19 protein-coding genes are annotated in these 21,603 nt (G+C 45.1%); 12 read left to right on the top strand and 7 right to left on the bottom strand.

Annotated features, from left to right (window positions below; genetic code table 11):
• Window positions 1–34: 34 nt before the first annotated feature.
• From R7190_RS17195 to lipA, 4 genes are all read left to right on the top strand, one after another.
• Window positions 35–1,213 (top strand): serine hydrolase, encoded by a 1,179-nt coding sequence (locus R7190_RS17195; protein ID WP_005384132.1) that lies wholly within the window; start codon window positions 35–37, stop codon window positions 1,211–1,213.
• A gap of 139 nt (window positions 1,214–1,352) precedes the next feature.
• A complete protein-coding gene (gene ybeD, locus R7190_RS17190; protein WP_005384135.1) occupies window positions 1,353–1,631 on the top strand; it encodes a DUF493 family protein YbeD in 279 nt (92 codons plus the stop codon).
• 176 nt (window positions 1,632–1,807) lie between these two features.
• Window positions 1,808–2,470, top strand: coding sequence for a lipoyl(octanoyl) transferase LipB (gene lipB, locus R7190_RS17185; RefSeq protein ID WP_005384137.1), 663 nt, complete (start codon window positions 1,808–1,810; stop codon window positions 2,468–2,470).
• Window positions 2,467–3,432 (top strand): lipoyl synthase, encoded by a 966-nt coding sequence (gene lipA, locus R7190_RS17180; protein WP_005391329.1) that lies wholly within the window; start codon window positions 2,467–2,469, stop codon window positions 3,430–3,432. Before lipB ends, lipA begins: the two co-directional genes overlap by 4 nt.
• 446 nt (window positions 3,433–3,878) lie before the next feature.
• Here lipA and glyA read toward each other — a convergent pair whose 3' ends face one another.
• On the bottom strand, window positions 3,879–5,129 hold the full coding sequence (glyA, locus tag R7190_RS17175) for a serine hydroxymethyltransferase (protein WP_005381985.1): 1,251 nt from the start codon (window positions 5,127–5,129) through the stop codon (window positions 3,879–3,881).
• Between the two features lie 347 nt (window positions 5,130–5,476).
• Between glyA and R7190_RS17170 the strand changes: the two genes are divergently transcribed.
• The 3 genes from R7190_RS17170 to R7190_RS17160 all read left to right on the top strand — a co-directional run bounded on the left by R7190_RS17170 (window position 5,477) and on the right by R7190_RS17160 (window position 8,721).
• Window positions 5,477–6,079 carry a YitT family protein gene (locus R7190_RS17170; protein ID WP_017635671.1) on the top strand — a complete coding sequence of 201 codons (603 nt, stop codon included), beginning with the start codon at window positions 5,477–5,479 and terminating at the stop codon, window positions 6,077–6,079.
• 90 nt (window positions 6,080–6,169) lie between these two features.
• Window positions 6,170–7,690, top strand: coding sequence for a winged helix-turn-helix domain-containing protein (locus R7190_RS17165; protein ID WP_054700862.1), 1,521 nt, complete (start codon window positions 6,170–6,172; stop codon window positions 7,688–7,690).
• 131 nt (window positions 7,691–7,821) lie between these two features.
• Window positions 7,822–8,721, top strand: coding sequence for a hypothetical protein (locus tag R7190_RS17160; protein ID WP_132937043.1), 900 nt, complete (start codon window positions 7,822–7,824; stop codon window positions 8,719–8,721).
• A 99-nt stretch (window positions 8,722–8,820) separates the two neighbouring features.
• Here the strand turns inward: R7190_RS17160 and treC are convergent, their stop codons facing one another.
• The 4 genes from treC to gmhB form a co-directional block, all read right to left on the bottom strand.
• Window positions 8,821–10,506: an alpha,alpha-phosphotrehalase gene (gene treC, locus R7190_RS17155; RefSeq protein WP_132937044.1), complete on the bottom strand. Its 1,686-nt coding sequence runs from the start codon at window positions 10,504–10,506 to the stop codon at window positions 8,821–8,823.
• Window positions 10,507–10,593: 87 nt separating this feature from the next.
• Entirely contained in the window at window positions 10,594–12,018 is a 1,425-nt protein-coding gene (treB, locus tag R7190_RS17150; protein WP_170890797.1) for a PTS trehalose transporter subunit IIBC, read from the bottom strand.
• 176 nt (window positions 12,019–12,194) lie between these two features.
• Entirely contained in the window at window positions 12,195–13,142 is a 948-nt protein-coding gene (treR, locus tag R7190_RS17145) for a trehalose operon repressor TreR (protein WP_085569903.1), read from the bottom strand.
• A gap of 74 nt (window positions 13,143–13,216) precedes the next feature.
• The gene (gmhB, locus tag R7190_RS17140; RefSeq protein WP_005381961.1) at window positions 13,217–13,768 is read right to left on the bottom strand and encodes a D-glycero-beta-D-manno-heptose 1,7-bisphosphate 7-phosphatase; all 552 of its coding nucleotides are present in this window, start codon (window positions 13,766–13,768) and stop codon (window positions 13,217–13,219) included.
• 341 nt (window positions 13,769–14,109) lie between these two features.
• Between gmhB and metN the strand changes: the two genes are divergently transcribed.
• From metN to R7190_RS17125, 3 genes are read left to right on the top strand one after another with little or no spacing between them, the layout of a single operon-like run.
• Entirely contained in the window at window positions 14,110–15,144 is a 1,035-nt protein-coding gene (gene metN / locus R7190_RS17135; protein ID WP_005381962.1) for a methionine ABC transporter ATP-binding protein MetN, read from the top strand.
• A complete protein-coding gene (locus R7190_RS17130; protein ID WP_005383604.1) occupies window positions 15,134–15,811 on the top strand; it encodes a methionine ABC transporter permease in 678 nt (225 codons plus the stop codon). Before metN ends, R7190_RS17130 begins: the two co-directional genes overlap by 11 nt.
• Before the next feature lie 32 nt (window positions 15,812–15,843).
• Entirely contained in the window at window positions 15,844–16,653 is an 810-nt protein-coding gene (locus R7190_RS17125; protein WP_005381966.1) for a MetQ/NlpA family lipoprotein, read from the top strand.
• A gap of 126 nt (window positions 16,654–16,779) precedes the next feature.
• Here the strand turns inward: R7190_RS17125 and R7190_RS17120 are convergent, their stop codons facing one another.
• A complete protein-coding gene (locus R7190_RS17120) occupies window positions 16,780–17,556 on the bottom strand; it encodes a Zn-ribbon-containing protein (protein WP_005383605.1) in 777 nt (258 codons plus the stop codon).
• A 2-nt stretch (window positions 17,557–17,558) separates the two neighbouring features.
• Entirely contained in the window at window positions 17,559–18,104 is a 546-nt protein-coding gene (gene syd / locus R7190_RS17115; protein WP_005381970.1) for a SecY-interacting protein, read from the bottom strand.
• Between the two features lie 108 nt (window positions 18,105–18,212).
• Here syd and queF point away from each other — a divergent pair, with 108 nt between their 5' ends.
• Both queF and R7190_RS17105 read left to right on the top strand, forming a co-directional pair.
• The gene (gene queF / locus R7190_RS17110) at window positions 18,213–19,058 is read left to right on the top strand and encodes an NADPH-dependent 7-cyano-7-deazaguanine reductase QueF (protein WP_005383608.1); all 846 of its coding nucleotides are present in this window, start codon (window positions 18,213–18,215) and stop codon (window positions 19,056–19,058) included.
• A gap of 164 nt (window positions 19,059–19,222) precedes the next feature.
• Entirely contained in the window at window positions 19,223–21,505 is a 2,283-nt protein-coding gene (locus R7190_RS17105; RefSeq protein WP_186584437.1) for a tetratricopeptide repeat protein, read from the top strand.
• The last annotated feature ends 98 nt before the right edge of the window (window positions 21,506–21,603 follow it).

Genomic DNA, 21,603 nt, shown 5'->3' with positions numbered 1-21,603 from the left:
GATGTCTGCAGTTAACCCAAAAATTTGAATTACCATGAATAAAAATAAGTTTGTGAAATCTATTCTCGTTTCTTCGGTTGCCCTTTCTGCAACTTTCGCTCAATCTGCTCTTGCATCACCTATCGTTGTTCCAGATGCCCCTCAAATCGCGGCGAAGGGCTACGTGCTGATGGATTACCATTCAGGTAAAGTACTGGCAGAGAAAGAGATGAACACAAAATTGTCTCCAGCTAGTCTGACTAAGATGATGACCAGCTATGTAATCGGCCAAGAGCTAGCCCGTGGTAATATCTCAGAAGATGATGATGTCACCATCAGTAAAAATGCGTGGGCGAAAAACTTCCCTGATTCATCAAAGATGTTCATTGAAGTAGGCACAACAGTTAAAGTACGTGACCTGAACCGAGGTATCATCGTCCAGTCAGGTAACGATGCCTGTGTTGCGATGGCAGAACATATTGCAGGTTCAGAAGATGCGTTTGTTGACCTAATGAACGCTTGGGCCAACACATTGGGTATGACTAACTCGCACTTTGCCAACGTTCATGGCTTAGATAACGCAGAATTGTACTCAACACCATACGACATGGCACTGCTAGGTAAAGCACTTATCCGTGACGTACCAAATGAGTACCGAGTGTACTCAGAGAAGAAATTTACTTACAACGGCATCACCCAATACAACCGTAACGGTCTACTTTGGGATAAGAGCATGAACGTTGACGGTATCAAAACGGGTCACACAAGTAATGCGGGTTACAGCCTAGTAAGTTCAGCAACTGAAGGTCAAATGCGCTTGGTTGCGGTCGTTATGGGTACTAAAGATGCCAATGCTCGTAAGTCAGAAAGCAAAAAGCTACTAAGCTACGGCTTCCGTTTCTTCGAAACAGTAGCACCGCACAAAGCAGGTGAAACGTTCGTTGAAGAAAAAGTGTGGATGGGTAACAAAGACACTGTAGCGTTAGGCCTTGACCAAGATACTTACGTAACACTACCACGTGGTGAAGCGAAAAACCTAAAAGCCAGCTTCGTCCTTGAAAAAGAGCTAGAAGCCCCAATTAATAAAGGTGATGTAGTTGGTAAGCTATACTATCAGATCGATGGTGAAGATATTGCCGAATACCCACTAATGGCACTAGAAACCGTAGAGCAAGGTAGTCTATTTAGCCGCATGTGGGATTACATCGTATTGTTATTCAAGAGCTTCTTCTAAGAAGGACGTTAGAGTAGCAAACTTATTCGCAAAGCCGCCTGAAAGGGCGGCTTTTTAAGTTTGAGATCCTCGTCTTGAGTTCCCCCTAATTTGACTGTACTATTTCGCACCGCAACGAATATCTACTGGAGTTATCGATATGCTAACCATCAACTCTGATGCAAAATTAAAAGACCTGCTTGAGTTCCCTTGTTCATTTACTTACAAGGTAATGGGTCATGCAAAGCCTGAACTTCCAGAGCTTGTTCTTGAAGTTATTCAGCGCCATGCTCCAGGTGACTACAGCCCGACCGTTAAACCAAGTGCTAAGGGCAACTACCACTCGGTATCAATCAACATCACTGCAACGTCTATCGAGCAAGTTGAGACGCTATACAAAGAGTTAGGTGAAATTGACATCGTGCGCATGGTTCTATAATTTTTTGATAGATTAAATTTTTTTTGAAAGCAGCTTCGGCTGCTTTCTTTTTATTTATCAACCAGATAACAAAACTTTACATCGCTTTCAGTTAAAAATCTGTTACTCAGCGGTAGAGCATCAAGGTTATCCGGTTTATAATCCAAAAACTTTATATATTAGCAACAGGAATTCCCATGCAACACCAACTTGTTGTAAAACGACTTGGCCGCCAAGACTATGAGCCTGTATGGAAGGCGATGCATGAGTTCACCGACCAACGCACAGAAGAAACCCGTGATGAAGTCTGGTTGGTAGAACATAACCCAGTATTTACGCAAGGACAGGCAGGTAAAGCTGAGCACTTGATTAACACTGGCGATATTCCTGTTGTACAAAGTGATCGCGGAGGCCAGGTTACGTATCATGGCCCTGGTCAGTTGGTCGCCTACTTCTTGATCAACCTACGCCGCAAAAAATTAGGTGTACGAGATCTCGTTACCACAATCGAGAACCTCGTGATCAACACGCTAAAAGCATACAATATTGACTCAGCCGCGCGACCTGACGCACCAGGTGTCTACGTTGCCGGTAAGAAAATATGCTCTCTCGGTTTACGCATTCGTAAAGGATGCTCGTTTCATGGTTTAGCCTTGAACGTAAATATGGATTTAACACCGTTTCTGCGTATTAACCCTTGTGGTTATGAAGGTATGGAAATGGTTCAGGTCAGCCAATTTGGCGGCCCAGACAATGTAGAAGCCGTAGAAAAACAATTAATAGAAGAACTCGTTACTTTGCTCGATTATGAGCAAGTAGAATTCAGCACAGAAGCACCTTCTCAAGGTAATAAAGCATGAGCAAACCAATCCAGATGGAAAAAGGCGTTAAATATCGTGACGCCGATAAAATGGCATTGATTCCCGTAAAGAACATGCCTACAGAGCAGAAAGAAGTGCTACGTAAGCCTGATTGGATGAAGATCAAGCTACCAGCCGACAGCCAACGAATTCAAGACATCAAAGCGGCGATGCGTAAGAATAAACTTCACTCCGTATGTGAAGAAGCATCTTGCCCGAACCTAGCGGAATGTTTTAACCACGGTACAGCTACCTTCATGATCTTAGGTGCTATTTGTACTCGTCGTTGTCCTTTCTGTGACGTTGCTCATGGCCGCCCATTACCACCGGAAGCAGAAGAGCCTCAAAAACTGGCGAAAACCATTGCCGATATGAAGCTGAAATACGTAGTAATCACTTCTGTTGACCGTGACGATCTGCGTGACGGCGGTGCACAACACTTTGCCGATTGTAACCGCGAGATCCGTGCGTTAAACCCGCATATTAAGATTGAAACACTGGTTCCTGACTTCCGTGGTCGCATGGATGTAGCGCTTGATCTAATGAAAGACAATCCGCCAGATGTCTTCAACCACAACTTAGAAACAGCGCCACGTCTTTACCGTAAAGCTCGCCCAGGTGCGAACTATAAATGGTCACTTGAGCTTCTTAAGAAGTTCAAAGAGCAGCATCCCGATGTACCGACCAAGTCTGGTTTGATGATGGGTCTTGGTGAAACCAAAGAAGAAATCATCGAAGTACTGAAAGATCTACGCGCACACGGCGTAACGATGCTGACTCTAGGCCAGTACCTAGCGCCAAGCCGTCACCACTTGCCAGTAGAACGTTACGTTCCACCATCAGAGTTTGACGAGCTAAAAGAAGTTGCACTAGAACTTGGCTTCACGCATGCAGCGTGTGGTCCATTTGTTCGCTCTTCTTACCATGCCGATATGCAAGCTCAAGGTATCGAGATTAAATAAGCTCTCGCTTGTTTTGAAAAGAAAGGTTGGCTCAGTGCCAACCTTTTTTGTATCTGGCAAATGATGATAAAAAGCCATTCTACCACCGTCATTCTGAACAGCGAGGAACGAGCGTGATTCAGAATCTGTTTTCAGAATACTGATGATTTTTAGGGAAACTCTGAGTAAAAGAGTGTGCCTCAACAAGATTCCTGATCTCGTCTCGGCTCGTCGGAATGACGTGGTTTGGATATATTGAAAAGGGACAGTGTTGGTAGCCATCCCCTTATCACACCCTCTCGCTATATCTCATTCCAAACGCCAGACAAACAAAAAGGCCCTCCAATGAGGGCCTTTAGTATATCAATGTTCAAAATAGATGAGTCGAGTTCTAGGAGAACACACGGAGTTTACGCGAGCAAATGAGTATGTTCGACACCGAAATCGACTCATTCTATGAAGAACAGTTAGGCGTAAACCGGTAGACGCTTACAAATTTCTAGCACTTTCTGTTTAGTCGCTTCGATAACTTCTTCGTTGCCGATGTTATCTAGAACGTCACACATCCAGTTTGCTAGCTCTTTTGCATCTTCTTCAGTGAAGCCACGGCGAGTGATCGCTGGCGTACCTACACGGATACCAGACGTTACGAATGGGCTGCGTGGGTCATTTGGTACTGAGTTCTTGTTTACAGTGATGTTTGCAGCACCTAGTGCCGCGTCTGCGTCTTTACCAGTGATATCTTTGTCGATTAGGTCAACAAGGAACAAGTGGTTTTCTGTACCGTTAGATACGATTTTGTAGCCACGCTCTTGGAACTGACCAACCATTGCTTTTGCGTTTTTCACTACGCGAGCTTGATAAGCTTTGAACTCTGGCTCCATCGCTTCTTTGAACGCTACTGCTTTACCAGCGATAACGTGCATTAGAGGGCCACCTTGACCACCAGGGAACACTGCTGAGTTCAATTTCTTGTACATATCTTCGCCAGCATTTGACAAGATAAGACCACCGCGAGGACCTGCTAGTGTTTTGTGCGTCGTTGTTGTTACCACGTGAGCATGCGGTACTGGTGTTGGGTATTCACCGGCAGCGATAAGACCAGCTACGTGCGCCATATCAACAAATAAGTAAGCACCTGCTTTGTCAGCAATTTCACGCATGCGTTTCCAATCAACGATTTGCGAGTAAGCAGAGAAACCACCGATGATCATCTTAGGTTTGTGTTCAAGTGCTAGCTGTTCCATCTCGTCGTAGTTGATTTGACCAGCTTCATCGATACCGTAAGGGATAACGTTGTAGTGCTTACCCGAGAAGTTTACTGGTGAACCGTGAGTTAGGTGACCACCGTGCGCTAGGCTCATGCCTAAAACTGTATCGCCAGGGTTAAGAAGCGCCATGTAAACTGCGCTGTTTGCTTGAGAACCTGAGTGAGGCTGTACGTTAGCGTACTCACAACCAAATAGTTGGCATGCACGCTCAATTGCTAGTGCTTCAGCTTTATCTACGTACTCACAACCGCCGTAGTAACGCTTACCTGGGTAGCCTTCAGCGTATTTGTTCGTTAGCTGAGAACCTTGCGCTTCCATTACACGTGGGCTTGTGTAGTTTTCAGAAGCGATAAGTTCAATGTGTTCTTCCTGGCGAAGAGTTTCTTCCTGGATAGCTGCGAACAGTTCCGCATCGTAATCTGCGATGTTCATATCACGCTTAAGCATCTGTATCTCCTGACTCAGATTAGTACTGAAAGTTGCAAAAAAACTGTTGAATGACCCGACGCAAACGTTTTCGTCACCCTAATGGCGCGCATTCTACATAATTTGATTTAGGTCATAAAGAGAAATTTACAATTTTTCTCATGCAGTTTTTTCATGATGACAAGCAATGTTTACCATGCCAGCATTGCAATCGCATAACGACAATCTATTGCCTGTCAAATTTGTGCTTTACACCCTGTAAAACAGCAATTACATAGGTTTACCGTAAATTTTACCCTCTAGCTACCGAAAAGATCATCTTTTTACTACTATGCACGCCTTATTTATCACTAATGACTGCAATATTGATGGAAAAACACTCATTAAAAGAAGACTGGATAGCGATTCTCACGGGTACCTTTTTAGTAGCTCAAGGCGTTTTCTTTCTCCAATCCGCGAACCTTCTAACGGGAGGCACGACTGGATTGGCTCTGCTTATTAGCCAATTTACACCTTTTACCTTTGGTGTGCTGTACTTTTTAGCAAACAGTCCTTTTTACTTACTAGCATGGAAACGCTTCGGCCGTCATTTCGCCATTAATAGTGCCATTTCTGGCGCGTTGGTTTCTATCTTTGCCGATCATCTTTATTTGCTAATCTCGCTCGAATCGGTAAATGAAGTTTATTGCGCCGTCGCAGGCGGGCTTTTAATGGGGCTCGGTATGCTGATCCTATTCCGACATCGCTCCAGCTTGGGTGGCTTTAACGTGCTGTGTTTGTTTATCCAAGACAAATTTGGCATTTCAGTTGGCAAAAGCCAAATGGCAATCGATGCATGTATCCTGTTTGCTTCATTCTTCTTTGTCACACCAGAAGTGATTGGCCTTTCAATTTTGGGGGCGTTTGCACTCAATCTCGTGTTAGCGATGAACCACAAACCGCACCGCTATTCCGTGACCTACGGTTCATAAATTTTTGATAATGATTGAAGCGCGATTTATAAGATTTCGCGCTCCAATCGCTATATAATACTTCGCGATTTCCAAATAGATCGGTACGGTATGCGCGACTTTCTGCAACAAGCTAAACAGACTCACAGTTGTATTGCGATTGGAGAGCTGATCTATAACCCGAAGACACAGACCCTTCATCAAGATGTTATCGCGATTGATCTTGAACCTCGCACCATTGAATTATTAGAACTGCTGTTAACAAGCGTTGGCCACCCACTCTCTGCTGACACCATTATTGAAACCATTTGGCAGAGCAAGTTCATCTCTAAGAATGTGCTCACGAACCGCATTAGCACCTTACGTGCCCTGCTACAGCAGTACTTACCCGAATACGATGCCGCTAAGCTTTTAGTCACTTACCCCCGCAAAGGCTACTTTCTTAACCCTGCCAATATTCGTTTGGTGCCACCAGCGAAAAGCCATCGACGCGTTATCCCAACTCAGGTTGCGAGGAATAAGAACTTCAAGCTGATTTTTGCTTATAGCTTGTGTGCCATACTTGCAGTTTGTAGCGTGACGCTCGCAAGCTTGTTATGGCAACGCCAAGAAATCTCAACACAACAAACACGTCATCAACTACTGATTCCCAAAGTCGAGCTACTACTCAACCGTGTCGATTCAATCGGCTCTCAGGCGCGAAAATACCGCATACTGGTCAAAGCCATCTTGCTGCAACAACAGGTCGAATATCCATACACCGACATCGCCAACCAAGATGCTCCCAGTTACTTTCTTGATCCTATCGGTCATGCGCCATATTTCCCTGGCGCACGAAACATGCAGACCAGCGACTACGAGCTCAATATCGAGTTAAAAGACGGCACAAAACAGGGCATCTTGAAAGCGCAGATGAACCTTATTTATCCTGCGACGGGCAAGCTAGCGTTTCGCAATGAGTACACACTGCGTTTATCTGACTTACAATCGGATATTTTCCAAATGCACTCGGATGTCGCGCAATACTTCAATCTGCCTGCACCTTCGGCAAGTACGTGGCAGCTTTCGGATATTCACAAAAAAATGTTATTCGAGAATGCCTTTTCTAGCCAACCTCTCCGACAATCTGATGAGTTTGCGGCTATAACAACGGCAAGACATCTCGCCTTATACGAGCACGAACATCAAAAGCTGGAAGCGTATTTAACTCAAGTACAATCGTCGTTTGATGTTTTGCCAGATGAGCTGAGCCTCTGGTTAGGTCTATTGCATTTCAAATTAGGTAACTTAGACAGGGCAAAAGCTCTGTTAACGACACCAGATGGCGACTCACGCATCCAAAACGCACTGATTTATACCTTTGTGTCTCACATTGCTTACAAGCAGAACAAACTTGAACAGTTCCGTCTCAACTACATGGAATCACTGGTGGCGCTGCTGCGCGTTTTACCTTCCGAAACCTTGTTTGAGCGTCTTTCTCAATCTGAATCCAAAGAGACTTGCCTCCAACCGTGGAAAACGTTGCATGTTAGTGTGACCGATCAAGAAATCATAAGCCGATGGAAAGCGCTCATTAACGAGTATTGCACTAATGTAGCCAACGAAATAAACCCAAATAAAACAAAGACCTAAATATAAAATTAAGCTTTCATTAACCCCTGTTATCTTTTGTTTTTTGCCCTTTTTCTCTCGCTGAACTTAGCATGCTCGCATTCAAGCAACGGCCCAACATGAAGCGGCCTTATCAATCAGGAATGTAAACCATGCTAAACAAAATGACGCTTATCGCAGCAGCAACTCTGGCTCTTTACGGCTGTGGCGGAGGTTCGTCTTCTGGCAGTGCGAATCCAAACAAAGTGCCTCAAGAAAGTTTCGACGTCTCGATTCACAACTCCATTTTCGCTCCTGTACCAAACACACAATTGAGCTATTCGTTTAGCTTGGATGGCCAACCAGAGGGCGACATGAAACTGAGCTTCCAAGCGATGGATAGCGAGCAAATATTGGCAGCATTGGCACAAATCCCAAACAGCGAGGCAATGGTCCAGTTGGTTAATGACTTGATGAACTACGGCGCCGAACAGTTCTACTATTCAGACGAGCAGTACAACGACGACGAAGAGAGCAATACGCTTTACTTTGCAGGATCAGATGGTGCACTCCATGAAATCACTGACGCTTATTTCATTGGTCATCAGTTTATTGCCATGCTTATGCACAGCGGTCCGATTTTCCGCCTAAACGGTGACGACGTAAAAGAGAAAAGCCCGAATATTGACATCGGTGAAGAAACTATGTCTCTGCAAACCACTCTTACAGGCTACTCAGTTCACAACCTACTAGACCGTTTTGAAGAGCATGAGTGGGTACAAAACCTTCCTATGACAGCATCTTGCCAAGTGGTTTGGCAACAGCAAATCCGAGAAACTGGCGTGCGTAAAGCGTTCTCGATCTCAGGCAAGAAAATTGAAGCGGCATACCTGATGGAAGAGAACATCTACAACCTAAACTGTGATGATATGGACTCAATGGAGTTCGCCACTTCGGCAGAACGTTGGTTTAATCCGAGCTTAGGTCTGATAGAACAAATTGAACTGCTGAAAGTACAACAAGTACAAATCAACGAAGAGAAAGTGCAGCTAACAGCGATTGAAACAAAATAAGCTTGCATTTTTTATAGATATCTCAATAAAAGAAGGCTTTGGGGAGCACACCAAAGCCTTCATCTCGAACATCAATCTTAGGGGTGATGACACCCGAGTTTATTCTTCTATCAATAAAATACGAGTTTCGTAAGGTCGTAACACTTGATGGTTTGACGCGACTGCGCTCGCTGAGTTTTGATAGTTAGATAGCAAGTTTTTCGCTTTACTCATATCAAAACGTTCTGGCAGAACGCATTCCACCTCTTCAGCATAGTAGTTATTGATACACAGCAGCGTTTGCTTATCGTTCTGACGAGCGTAAGCGAAAATACGTTTGTGCTCTGGCAGTAAATCTTCATAACGGCCATCGGTGATGACTGGAACCTGTTTACGCAGTTCAATCAGACGCTTGTAAAAGTAGAACACCGAGTTCAAATCGGCAACCGCAGCTTCAGCATTGATTTCAGAGTAATTCTGCGCCACTTCAAGCCACGGCGTTCCCTCAGTAAAGCCCGCGTGTTTTGCACTGTTCCATTGCATTGGTGTACGTGAATTATCACGCGACTTCTGTGCCAAGATCGCCATCATATCGTCATGAGATACACCATCACGGTTGACCATGATGTCGTACATGTTAGTACTTTCAACATCACGATATTGGCTGATTTCGGTATAACCCGGGTTGGTCATGCCGATCTCTTCCCCCTGGTAAACATAAGGTGTGCCTTGCATCATGTGCGCTGATGCCGCAAGCACCTTGGCAGATTCAACACGGTATTGCTCGTCGTTACCTAATCGGCTCACAACGCGTGGCTGGTCGTGGTTACACCAGAACAGCGCCCCCCACCCTTTGCCATTTAAGCCCGTTTGCCAATGATTGAAGATCTGTTTTAACTGAATGAAATCAAACGGCGCTTTGGTCCATTTTTCACCATTTGGATAATCGACTTTCAGATGATGGAAGTTGAACACCATGGATAGCTCTTTGCCGTCTAGCGAAGAATATTGCTGGCAGTGCTCTAGCGTAGTGGAAGACATTTCACCCACCGTCACGCTGCCGTATTTTTGAAACACAGATTCGCTAATCTCTTGAAGGTATTCGTGCACACGTGGACCATCCGTGTAGAAACGACGACCATCACCAATATCGTCACTTGGAAAATCTTGCTGCTTGGAAATCAGGTTGATAACGTCGAGACGGAAACCATCCACTCCTTTTTCTGCCCAGAAGCTGATGACTTCTTTCACTTCTTCACGCACTACTGGGTTTTCCCAGTTTAAGTCCGCTTGCTCTTTAGCAAAAAGGTGCAAATAGTACTGGCCTGTTTTTTCATCCAGCGCCCAAGCGTTGCCACCAAACTTTGATTGCCAGTTGTTTGGTTCAGCACCATCTACCGGATCTTTCCAGATGTAGTAATCACGGTATGGGCTGTTTTTATCACCCAGTGCGGATTGGAACCACTTGTGTTCTGTCGACGTGTGGTTCACTACAATGTCCATGATGATACGAATACCCAACTGATGCGCTTCTGCTAGCAAAGTATCAAAGTCTTGCATCGTGCCGAACTCAGGGTTGATCGAGTAGTAATCGGAGATGTCATAACCGTTGTCGATCATTGGCGATTGGTAAACCGGCGTCAGCCAAATCGCATCCACACCAAGATGCTTAAGATAATCCAGCTTAGAAATGATCCCTTTGATGTCGCCCGTGCCTTTACTGCCACTGTCACAAAAGCTTTTTGGGTAAATTTGATAGATGGTTGCGGTTTTCCACCAGCTCTCATCATGCTTGGTCATAGCCATTTCTAACACTCACTTACCAGTAATCGGAAACTTAAAATTTGAAAAGAAAAATAGGAGGAGGCAGCCAAGTCACTGCCTCAAATAGAATTACGCGTTTGCAGGCTCAAGCTCACCTTTGGCTTGTGCACGCTTATAAAGAATTAACGTTAATGCAACAGGTACCAGCATTGCGACTAACATAGCCAAAGCAAAAATGCCCCAGAACTGCGGTTGGATAGACAAGATGCCCGGCAAACCGCCCACACCGATACCGTTCGCCATTACGCCCGCACTACCACAAATAGCAGCAGCACACGCACTACCGATCATCGCGCTCAACATTGGGAACTTGTATTTCAAGTTGATGCCGTACATCGCCGGTTCAGTCACGCCAAGGTAAGCAGAGATAGCCGCAGGCACTGAGATATCACGCTCGCCGTGTTTTTTACTGATGATAATGATGCCGACGACCGCAGACGCTTGAGCAATATTTGAAAGCGCAATCAGAGGCCAAATTGGCGTGCCGCCTAGCTCTTGCATTAATTGAAGGTCAACCGCGTTGGTGGTGTGGTGAATACCAGTAATGACCAATGGCGCGTATAGGAAGCCGAAGATGGTTGAGCCAATCATTGCGAAGTCACCCGTCATGGCTGCTTTTGCTGCGAATGCCACGCCGTCACCCAACATACGACCGAATGGACCAATGATAGAGTGCGCAAGAATCACAGACACAATGATTGAGACAAACGGCACGACCACTAGGTAAAGGTAAGACGGAATGATGCGTTTTAAGTTGGTTTCAATAAACGCCAGAGCCATACCAGCAAGCATTGCTGGAATCACTTGCGCCTGATAGCCCACTTTCTCGATGGCAAATAAGCCAAAGTCCCACACTTCGGGTACTTGCTTACCAATCAGGTAGGCGTTCATCAACTGTGGCGAAACCAATGTTACACCAAGCGTGATACCCAGAATCGGAGTACCGCCGAGCTTTTTCACTGTCGACCAACACACGCCAACCGGTAGGAAGAAGAAGATCGCCTCACCAATCAGCCATAAGAAAGAGTGTACCGTTGCCCAAAACTGGCTGATTTCCGTTAGCGTTTGACCATCAAACATCTTGATGTCGCCAATCACGTTACGGAAACCAAGGATCAGACCACCGGTGATGATCGCTGGTAGCAGTGGTACAAAGATTTCTGCAAGGTGGGAAATACCACGCTCAACGATATTCATGTTTTGACGAGCAGCGTTCTTCGCTTCGTCTTTGCTGGCTTCACTTTTACCCGTCAGTCCGATCAGTACCTTGTAAACTTCATCCACTTCAGTACCGATAACCACTTGGAACTGGCCTGCGTTGGTAAAACAGCCCTTCACCATCGGTAATGCTTCTAACTGTTTCGTATCTGCTTTGTCCGTATCATTTAGAACAAAACGCAAGCGAGTTAAACAGTGACTTACACTGGCAATGTTGTCCGGCCCCCCGACCAGCTCAATAAGACGCTCCACGTCTTTACGCGCAATCTTACTCATAACTTTGTCCACCCTGTATTGGATACATTCGATTCATCATTTTGTTTTTATAAATGGGAACATTCCCATTTCTTAATTTTAATATTGCCATCCGAAGGCAAAAAACAAAATGGGAACAGTCCCATTAATTGAGAGTGATCACAGTATAATTTTAGAGCAGATCGTTTTAGTGTGGGTCAATAAACGATAGGCTGTTGAGTAAAGTGAACCACTTCCTCATCGCCATTTAATTGATTGATCAGCATGTTAGCGGACTTCTCACCTGCAAGGGTATAACCGGGGTCGACACTAAATACTTTAGGGAAAAGGAAAGAGAGCAATTCATTACCACCAACACCTGTCACAACCACATCTTCACGGCCTAACTCTTGAAGACGCTTAATCACGCCCAACGCGATGGTGTCACTGGCGCACACGATGGCCTGAGTGTCAGATTGAAGGACTTTGTCTACCAACTGATAAGCACTTTCATGGCTCAACTTACCCGTCTGGAAACAAGGTGTAATTTGTTTGCGTTGACACCAAGCTTTATAAGCATTTAGACGAGCTAAGCCAGTGGTTTTGTCTTCAGGGTCAACACCAATATAAGCAATGCGAGATAAAGATTGCTGCTCAAGATGAGACAAAGCCATGTCTATCACACCTTGGTTGTCGTAGTTGATCGAAGAAACCATTTGCGTGTCCATCGCGATCACGACGATACGATTACCCCACTCCGCCAATGCTCGCTCATCACATCCAGTAAAACCAAACACGATCACCCCATCGACGTTGCGACGTCTAAGCACATCCAAATGCTCATTGGTTTTATCGCGATCGAATTGGCTCTCCATGATCACCGCATCATAACCAGCGGAATACAAAGCATTGAGCATGGTACCAACGGCGCGATTTTCTGATGGTGAGTCTAAACGGGAGATGATAACCCCAATGACTTTTTGGCTGCCACCACGCATCGACTGCGCCGACTTTGATGGGACGTAGCCTGATTCACGAATGATTTGCTCTACCTTCTCTCGCGTTTGGGGTTTCACTTTTGGATCGTTAGTAAGCACACGGCTTACTGTCGATTTGCCCACGCCTGCCAATTTTGCGATATCAAGAATGGTGAGTTTTTTGCTCATAAGTGTTCAGATTAAAAGAAGGAATCAAACAAAAGGGAAGCAGTGGCTTCCCTTATCTCAGTCAGTAATGAATATTACTTGTTTAAGTACGCAGGCACATCTGCAATGCTATCCAATACTACCGTTGCAATGGCTTCGCCCTGTTCCGTTACTGGCTTACCAGTGCGAACCAAAATCTTAGTGCCAACGCCTGCCGCTTCTGCTGCCATCATGTCTTCAGCTTTATCGCCGATCATCACAGATTTCTCCATGTCGATCTTCAAGAAGTCACGCGCAGAAATGAACATACCTGGTTTTGGCTTACGGCACTCACAATCTTGCTTGTACTCGCCAATGCCATGTTCTGGATGATGTGGACAGTAATAGATACCATCGAACTCAACACCATTATCAGCAAAGTTCCAATCCATCCATTGAGTCAGAGACAAGAAACGGTCTTCACTGAATTTACCGCGTGCGATGCCCGATTGATTCGTCACTAACACTAGAAGGTAGCCTTTATCTTTTAGCGCTTTCGTCGCTTCAAATACACCATCAATGTACTCAAAATCATGTTCGTCATGAACGTAGCCGTGGTCAACGTTTATCACGCCATCACGATCGATAAAAACAGCAGGTTTTGCCAAAACGTATTTCTCTATTAACTCGGTTTAATCAGATTATTACATACCTTATAAACTTCAACACTATCTAATTCATTCTAGGCCTCGACAAAACGGTTGATTTGTTGGGCAAGAATCGGTAAATCTGAGGGTGCCCTGCCGTCTACCTCCTCCTTTCTATCTATACATCTCCGTTTCGAAACAGAACATCCATACATTTAGACGTCTAGACGTAAAAATATCTATTGACTTCATTCTGCTTAACCCATAGCATCAACTGAAAATTGAGATAAAGCTCAACATTAAGTTCTGTCAAAGGCCGTTTTTGACAGCGAAGTTCCCCGTATCTTTGGGCAGGTTGAAACATGATAGAAATAAAAAACGTCAATAAAGTGTTCTACCAAGGCAGTAAGGAAATCCTTGCCCTGAAAGACATTAACCTACACATCGACAAAGGCACCATCTTTGGTGTTATCGGTTCATCAGGTGCTGGTAAAAGTACGCTGATTCGCTGCGTAAACATGTTAGAAGCGCCGACCTCTGGTTCCATCATCGTTGATGGTGTGGATCTAACCAAACTCAGCAAAAAACAACTAGTCGAAACACGCCGTAACATTGGCATGATCTTCCAGCACTTTAACCTGCTTTCGTCTCGTACTGTGTTTGATAATGTAGCACTGCCACTAGAACTGGCAGGTAAAGACAAATCGCAAATCACAACAAAAGTAACTGAGTTGCTAAAGCTTGTAGGCTTAGCCGACAAACACGAGAGCTACCCATCTAACTTAAGTGGCGGCCAAAAACAGCGTGTGGCAATTGCTCGTGCATTGGCATCCGATCCTAGCGTGCTGCTTTGTGATGAGGCCACTAGCGCACTAGACCCAGCAACAACTCAATCTATCCTTGAGTTATTGAAAGAGATCAACCGCAAACTCAACATCACGATTTTACTTATCACTCACGAAATGGAAGTCGTAAAAAGCATCTGTCACGAAGTAGCAATCATCGGTGGTGGTGAGCTGGTGGAAAAAGGCACCGTTGGCGATATTTTTGCGCACCCTAAGACAGAGCTAGCGCACCAATTCATTCGCTCAACGCTGGATCTTTCCATTCCTGAAGATTACCAAGCTCGTCTGCAAGCAGAGCGTGTTGATGGCAGCTATCCGTTGGTTCGCTTAGAGTTTACTGGCGCAACCGTCGATGCACCGTTAATGTCGCAAATTTCTCGTAAATACAATATTGATGTGAGTATTTTGAGTTCCGACCTTGATTACGCTGGTGGCGTGAAATTCGGCATGATGGTCGCAGAGCTATTTGGTAACGAAGAAGATGACAACGCAGCTCTTGAATACCTGCGTAAGCACAACGTAAAAGTAGAGGTACTTGGTTATGTCCTTTAATACGATTTCTGAATGGCTGAGTTTAAACAGCAAACTACTTTTAGGTGCAACGTGGGAAACGCTTTACATGGTTGCGGTTGCCGGATTAGTCGGCTTTGCTGTGGGTATTCCATTAGGCGTAATCCTCCATATTACTAAGAAAGGCGGCCTACTTGAAAACACCAAACTAAATAGCGGCTTAGGCGCTATCGTTAACATTGGTCGCTCAGTGCCATTCCTCGTACTGATGGTTGCGATTATTCCAGTGACAAAAATGCTAGTTGGAACCTTTATCGGCACAACCGCAGCAATCGTCCCACTGACTATTGGCGCCATTCCTTTTGTCGCTCGTCTTATTGAAGGTGCTTTATTAGAAGTACCGACAGGCTTGGTGGAAGCAGCGCAGTCAATGGGGGCGACACCAACACAGATCATCACAAAAGTTCTACTACCTGAAGCAATGCCGACTATTGTTAACTCAGTAACGATTACCTTGGTCACTCTCGTTAGCTACTCAGCTATGGCGGGTACGGTAGGCGGCGGCGGCCTAGGCGACGTAGCCATTCGTTACGGTTTCCACCGCTACGATGTAACTATCATGGCCGTGACTGTCGTGATGTTGATTGTTCTAGTACAGATTATTCAGTCTATCGGCGACGCAGTGGTGCGCCGTGTAGACCACAGATAAGCATCAAAAATACAAATTATAAGGAGATAAAGATGAAATTTAGCCTTAAAGGTCTTTTGACTGTAGCAACGGCCGCCTCTGCTCTTGCTCTAGCGGGTTGCGGCGACAAAGAAGTAGACGTAAACAAAGTAAAAGTTGGCGTTATTGCTGGTGCTGAAGCACAAGTAGCCGAAGTTGCCGCTAAAGTAGCAAAAGAGAAATACAACCTAGATGTTGAGCTAGTAACATTTACCGATTACGTAACACCAAACGCCGCTCTGGATGATGGTTCAGTAGACGCGAATGCGTTCCAGCACAAACCATACCTAGACCAACAAGTGAAAGACCGCGGCTACAAACTGGCTATCGCGGGTAACTCATTCGTTTACCCTATTGCTGGTTACTCAAAGCAAGTAAAATCAATTGATGAAATTCAAGATGGCGCACGCATCGCAGTACCAAACGACCCAACTAACCTAGGTCGCTCACTACTGCTTCTTGAGCAACAAGGTTTGATTACGCTACGTGATGGCGTTGGTCTACTCGCTACAGTACGTGACATCGTGGGCAACCCTAAAAATATCGAAATCATTGAACTAGAAGCCCCACAGCTTCCGCGTTCATTGGATGACGTAACGCTATCAATCATCAACACCACTTACGCAAGCTCTATCGACCTATCGCCAGAGCGTGACGGCGTGTTCGTTGAAGATAAAGACTCACCATACGTAAACCTAATTGTCGCTCGCGAAGAAAATGTTAATGCGCAAAACGTACAAAACTTCGTAAAAGCTTACCAAACGGAAGAAGTTTACGAAGCGGCAAAAGAGCTGTTCAAAGGCGGTGTTGTGAAAGGTTGGTAATCCCACTTTTCAAAACATGACTGAAAACAACGTTCTAAACATAAACGTTCTAAACACAAAAGGGCTGATGTGAAAACATCAGCCCTTTCTATTTGTCTATCTACCCATTTAAGTAGCTTCAATTCGCTACTTAAGATGGTCCCAAGAGATATTCGACACGATTCGGCAGTCATCACACTTAAAATGAAATATGTCATGTAGTGGCTCATCGAGTAGCCACTCGCCATCGCATTTTGGACACTTGCGCGCTTTCTCGCTCTCCAGCGACTGACCACCGACACGATACTGGTAATAGTACGTAGGGATCTTCGTGATGTATTCGATACGGCCACGTAAGTCCCAACCTCGGCGAAACAGCACACTATCCACATCGCAAATTTCGTGCAGCGCCGCATGTTCCGCTCGGCAACCCCCTGCCATTTGGATTTCATCACACGCTTGCCACTCAGTCTGCCACTTAATGACGGCTTTATGGTCTCCATTAAGTGTTGGCTCATTACGATACAAAGGAATTGGCAACAGGGTTTCACCACTTCGCAAAGGCGAACACGTATGAACATAAGTCGTGTACAACACTTGCCAGCTAGGTGTCTCTTCTTCGGCTGCTTGTTCTGAATTCAAATCACGCCCCAGCATACGCATTTTCGGAGCAAGCAAAGACGCATCCGACAAACGGTTCATGCACACTTTGACGAAATCTGAGTGATAACGTGGATGCAAGCTGTCTTGTTCTGGGCAAACAACACGAACGAAAAATTCACCTTCTCCCATCACTATCGGGAATTCACGACCTAATACTTGGCCGTTGTAACGCAGAGCATCCATCAAGCCATTAATGGCTTTGTCTACCGCGCTGACGGTGGTGTTATCAAAACACTCAAACTGCAACTCAACAACATACATACTTAGACGGCAGCCTCTAACTTATTCAAGAACTCAACCAATGAATCTGCCAATACATCACGTTTAGAGGTGCCCAAACGCTCTAGAATCACATTGCCAGTGAGGTTACAAATAGAAATCACATCCATTTCCTCATCTGTCGCTGCGATAAATACTGTTGGTTTAAGTTTCAAGCGGCGCTGCGTCACCAAATGACCAAGAATATTTTCTTGTAGACGCACGAAATCGTCATCGCTCCACACTTGCAGCAGCGTCAACGAATTACCTTGCCAAGTTGCCTCCATATCAGCGCAGTATTGAGAACCATAAAAGGCTTTAACATCATCTTGCAGTGACAACTCAATCGCATTTTCCACATTGGTGAAATCGGCCATTTCATCACGTGCGACCGCTTTCCAAAGCACCTTTCCATCACGCTTCTCTTCGACACAAGGAGAAACAAGCTCTGCAAGCTCTTCACTGCTTGGCAACTCATTGTGCTTAGCTTGCCAAGCTTGTTGGTAGCGCAGGCTGAACTCTTGTAGCGCCTGAGTAACGTTTTGGGTCATGAAGGTCTCCTCATTCCTTATTTATCAGATAGCCGTACTTGCCGGATGGCAATTGACCAGCGGATTCAGTAAAATTCTCGCCATTCTAATCGAAAACGACCACAAAGTATGAGCAAATATTCTGACGCTAAAGAGCTTGCTGGCTTAACACTAGGTAAAACGACCGAGTATGCGAACCAGTATGACCCAAGCTTGCTGCAACCAGTCCCTCGCAGCCTGAACCGAGATGACCTCCAGTTAGGCGATACTCTGCCTTTCATGGGGCACGACATTTGGACGCTGTACGAACTGTCTTGGTTAAATAGTAAAGGTTTACCACAAGTGGCCGTTGGCGAAGTATACATTCCAGCCACCAGCGCAAACTTGATTGAATCGAAGTCTTTCAAACTGTACTTAAACAGCTATAACCAAACCCGCTTTGCAAGCTGGGAAGAAGTGACTGAGCGTTTAACACAAGACCTTTCTGAATGCGCAGGTGAAAAGGTGCTGGTTGAGGTGAATCCAGTGACCCACTATACCAATCAACCTATCGTAACAATGGACGGTGAATGTATTGATGACCAAGACATTAACATCACCAGTTACGATTTCGATGCCGATTTGCTTGAAGGTGCAGCAGGTGAAGTACAAGTTGAAGAGGTGCTACATAGCCACCTATTGAAATCAAACTGTTTGATCACTAACCAACCCGACTGGGGCAGTGTAGAAATTCGCTACCAAGGCGCAAAAATAGATCGTGAGAAGCTGTTACGTTACTTAGTGTCTTTCCGCGAGCACAATGAGTTCCACGAACAGTGTGTAGAGCGTATTTTTACGGATCTAATGAAATACTGCCAACCAAGCAAACTGACCGTATTTGCCCGCTATACGCGCCGTGGAGGCTTGGATATCAACCCTTACCGCTCAACGGAACAAGATAAGCCAGCTCACAATCACCGTATGGCTCGTCAGTAAGCGCATAGGCAACAGAAATAAGTTCGGCAATCTAAAGGGTTGCCGGACGTTTTTATTGTCCAAGCATGTTACTATATCAAATGGCTTCAACCCGCATTTAAACGGCTAATTGAGGCTTTTCGCCGTTATCGCCATATCTAAAAACAGTTCGAGGGAACGAAAGGATGTTTTGGGACAGTTCGCGTCTATTCAAATTGATTGGCTTTCTTTGCTTGCTGTTTGTACAGCCACTTCATGCAACCATTTTATCGTCCGCGTTACTCAACGAAGCACAACAATTGGCGGAAATAGAGCCATCACAAGCAAAACAAGCGGCAACCAACTATTTGTCACAGCGTGAGCTAACAGAACGCAAAGAAAGTGACAGCCCTTCAGCCATGTCTCGCGACGAAACAGATCGTAGCGTTCGCACACCAAGCAGCACCATCGAAGCGCACAAGATTATCGCTCAGGCAGATTACGCCATGGGTAATGTTCGTTCGGCTATCGAGCACCTAAATAAAGCGGAACGCTTAGCGCAAGAATATCAATTGCCGTACATGGACTTAGATCTCCAGCTGATGCGCAACCAAATGATTTGGATGTACGACGAAAACTACTCAAAAGCGGAAGACACGCTTAACCAAATTGAACAACAGCTCGATGAAGCCGATGCCGTATTACAACGCACCGACAGCGTTCGCTACCGACTAGTGATGCAAAGAGCACTCCTCGCTTCATATAGTGGCGATATCATTAAAGCGGAAAACTTGTACTCTGAAGCAAAGACCATGCTTGACGATAGCCGCTCTGAGTTAGCCTTGATCGACTACTACACTGCCGTCGGCGAGTTTTACCTCAATAGCAAGAAATACAATTTGGCTTTGTCAGAACTGCTATACGGTTATTGGCAATCTATTGAAAGTAACAGTGGTGCAAGATTAGCAAAAGTGAATCGCCTTTTGGCTAGGCTCTTCCAGGAGCGACGAGTGTACGACAAAGCGATCGAATACTTATCTCAAGCCGCAGATTTTTATGACTCTTACCCTAGCTCTCCGATCCTAGCGGACGTCCTAGAGCAGATGGGCGACATCTACTTTTATCAGGGTAAGTTTAACCTTGCGTTAGTGCATTACTTCAACGTGCTTGACCATGAAAGTACCAGTAAGAACATCAATAGAATCATTAAAATTCGCTTAAGCTTGGCGGCTACCTACCTACAACTCTATAACTACGCGCTAGCAGAGCAGTACTTAGACCGCTCTAAAGAGCTTTTAGAATACACCAATATTCCTAAGCTTGAAGCAAAGGCTGCCCTGCTTCAGTCAGGTCTGGCTTATCATCAAAATGACAGTAAAGACGTCATTACTAATGCTAAGCTGGCGTTAGCGCTTGCTGAAAAGTCACCTGAAAATAACAACTTCATTAAGCAGCAGTCATACCGTTTACTTGGGTTGGGTTACGAGCAGGCAGGCGAATACAAACTTTCTCTGCAAGCTTATAAAAAATACACCAACCTCGTTCGTCTAGAACAAAAGCAGCTTAACCAAATCAGTGAGGATGCGTTCCGTCAGCAAAAAGAATTTGCCGAACAAACCATCCATTACATCGGTCAATCAGAACGCTTAGAGCAAGTGGAAAGAGAGCATCGTAAATTCCAGAAAATCTCATTTGCATTGTTTATTACTGTCTTGGTCATGTTTTTGTTCATTATGCGCCGTGGTGTCATTATGCAGCGCCAAGCAAGTGAAATCGAAAAACTGCGTAACGACCTCTTCACCCACTCTCGCTCTCGTTTACGTAACTTGCGTATGCTGAATGTTAAGCTTTCTCGCTCATTGAAAAAGTCGAGCGAAACTTTCGAGCAATGGCAAATGGGTGAATTGATCCACGAACCACTTAATGATCGCCTACGCTTTGTTATGATCGATTTGCCATTCTTACGAAGCATGTACGTCCATAACGGCTATAAGGCAGGTCTAGAACTAGAACGGGCATTTGGCGACTTCCTTGCGGAAAAAATAGAAAAACCGTCGCGTCTTTACCATTTCTCAGATGCGAACTTACTCTATATAGAACCGAACGCTGACCGTGATGCTTCTGCCGAAGTCATGTTCGAAAAATTCCAGACTTGGGTGGATGAGTTCGCTCAGCAGCACAACGTCAATCGTATTATTCGTATGGGCATCAGTGATTATCCGTTCTTACCCCGAGCCTACACTGCAATTAACGATGAGGAATTACTCGATCTGTTGTTGCTTGCGACTCACATCGCACGAGAAGTCAGCTTGAAGGATAAGCAAAGCCACTGGGTGTTCTTAAAAGCCATCGATAATGCGCCTGCTGCTAGCTTTGCAACAGGTAACATAAGAACTGCCTGTCAACATGCCATTAGCCAAGGCCTGATCAAGATCCATTCGTCCTACAAGAATGAGGACGACATCAAGAAAATATTAAAAAATGGATAATTAAACGCCTGTTGAACGTAATAACTAATGACGCTATAAAGTTTTTTGTTATTATCAGATAATTGTCAGTAGTACATGGACTTAACCGTAGTCACTTC

It is taken from the genome of Vibrio sp. 1078-1, from assembly GCF_033340475.1.
This window is presented reverse-complemented; position numbering and strand designations above follow the sequence as displayed.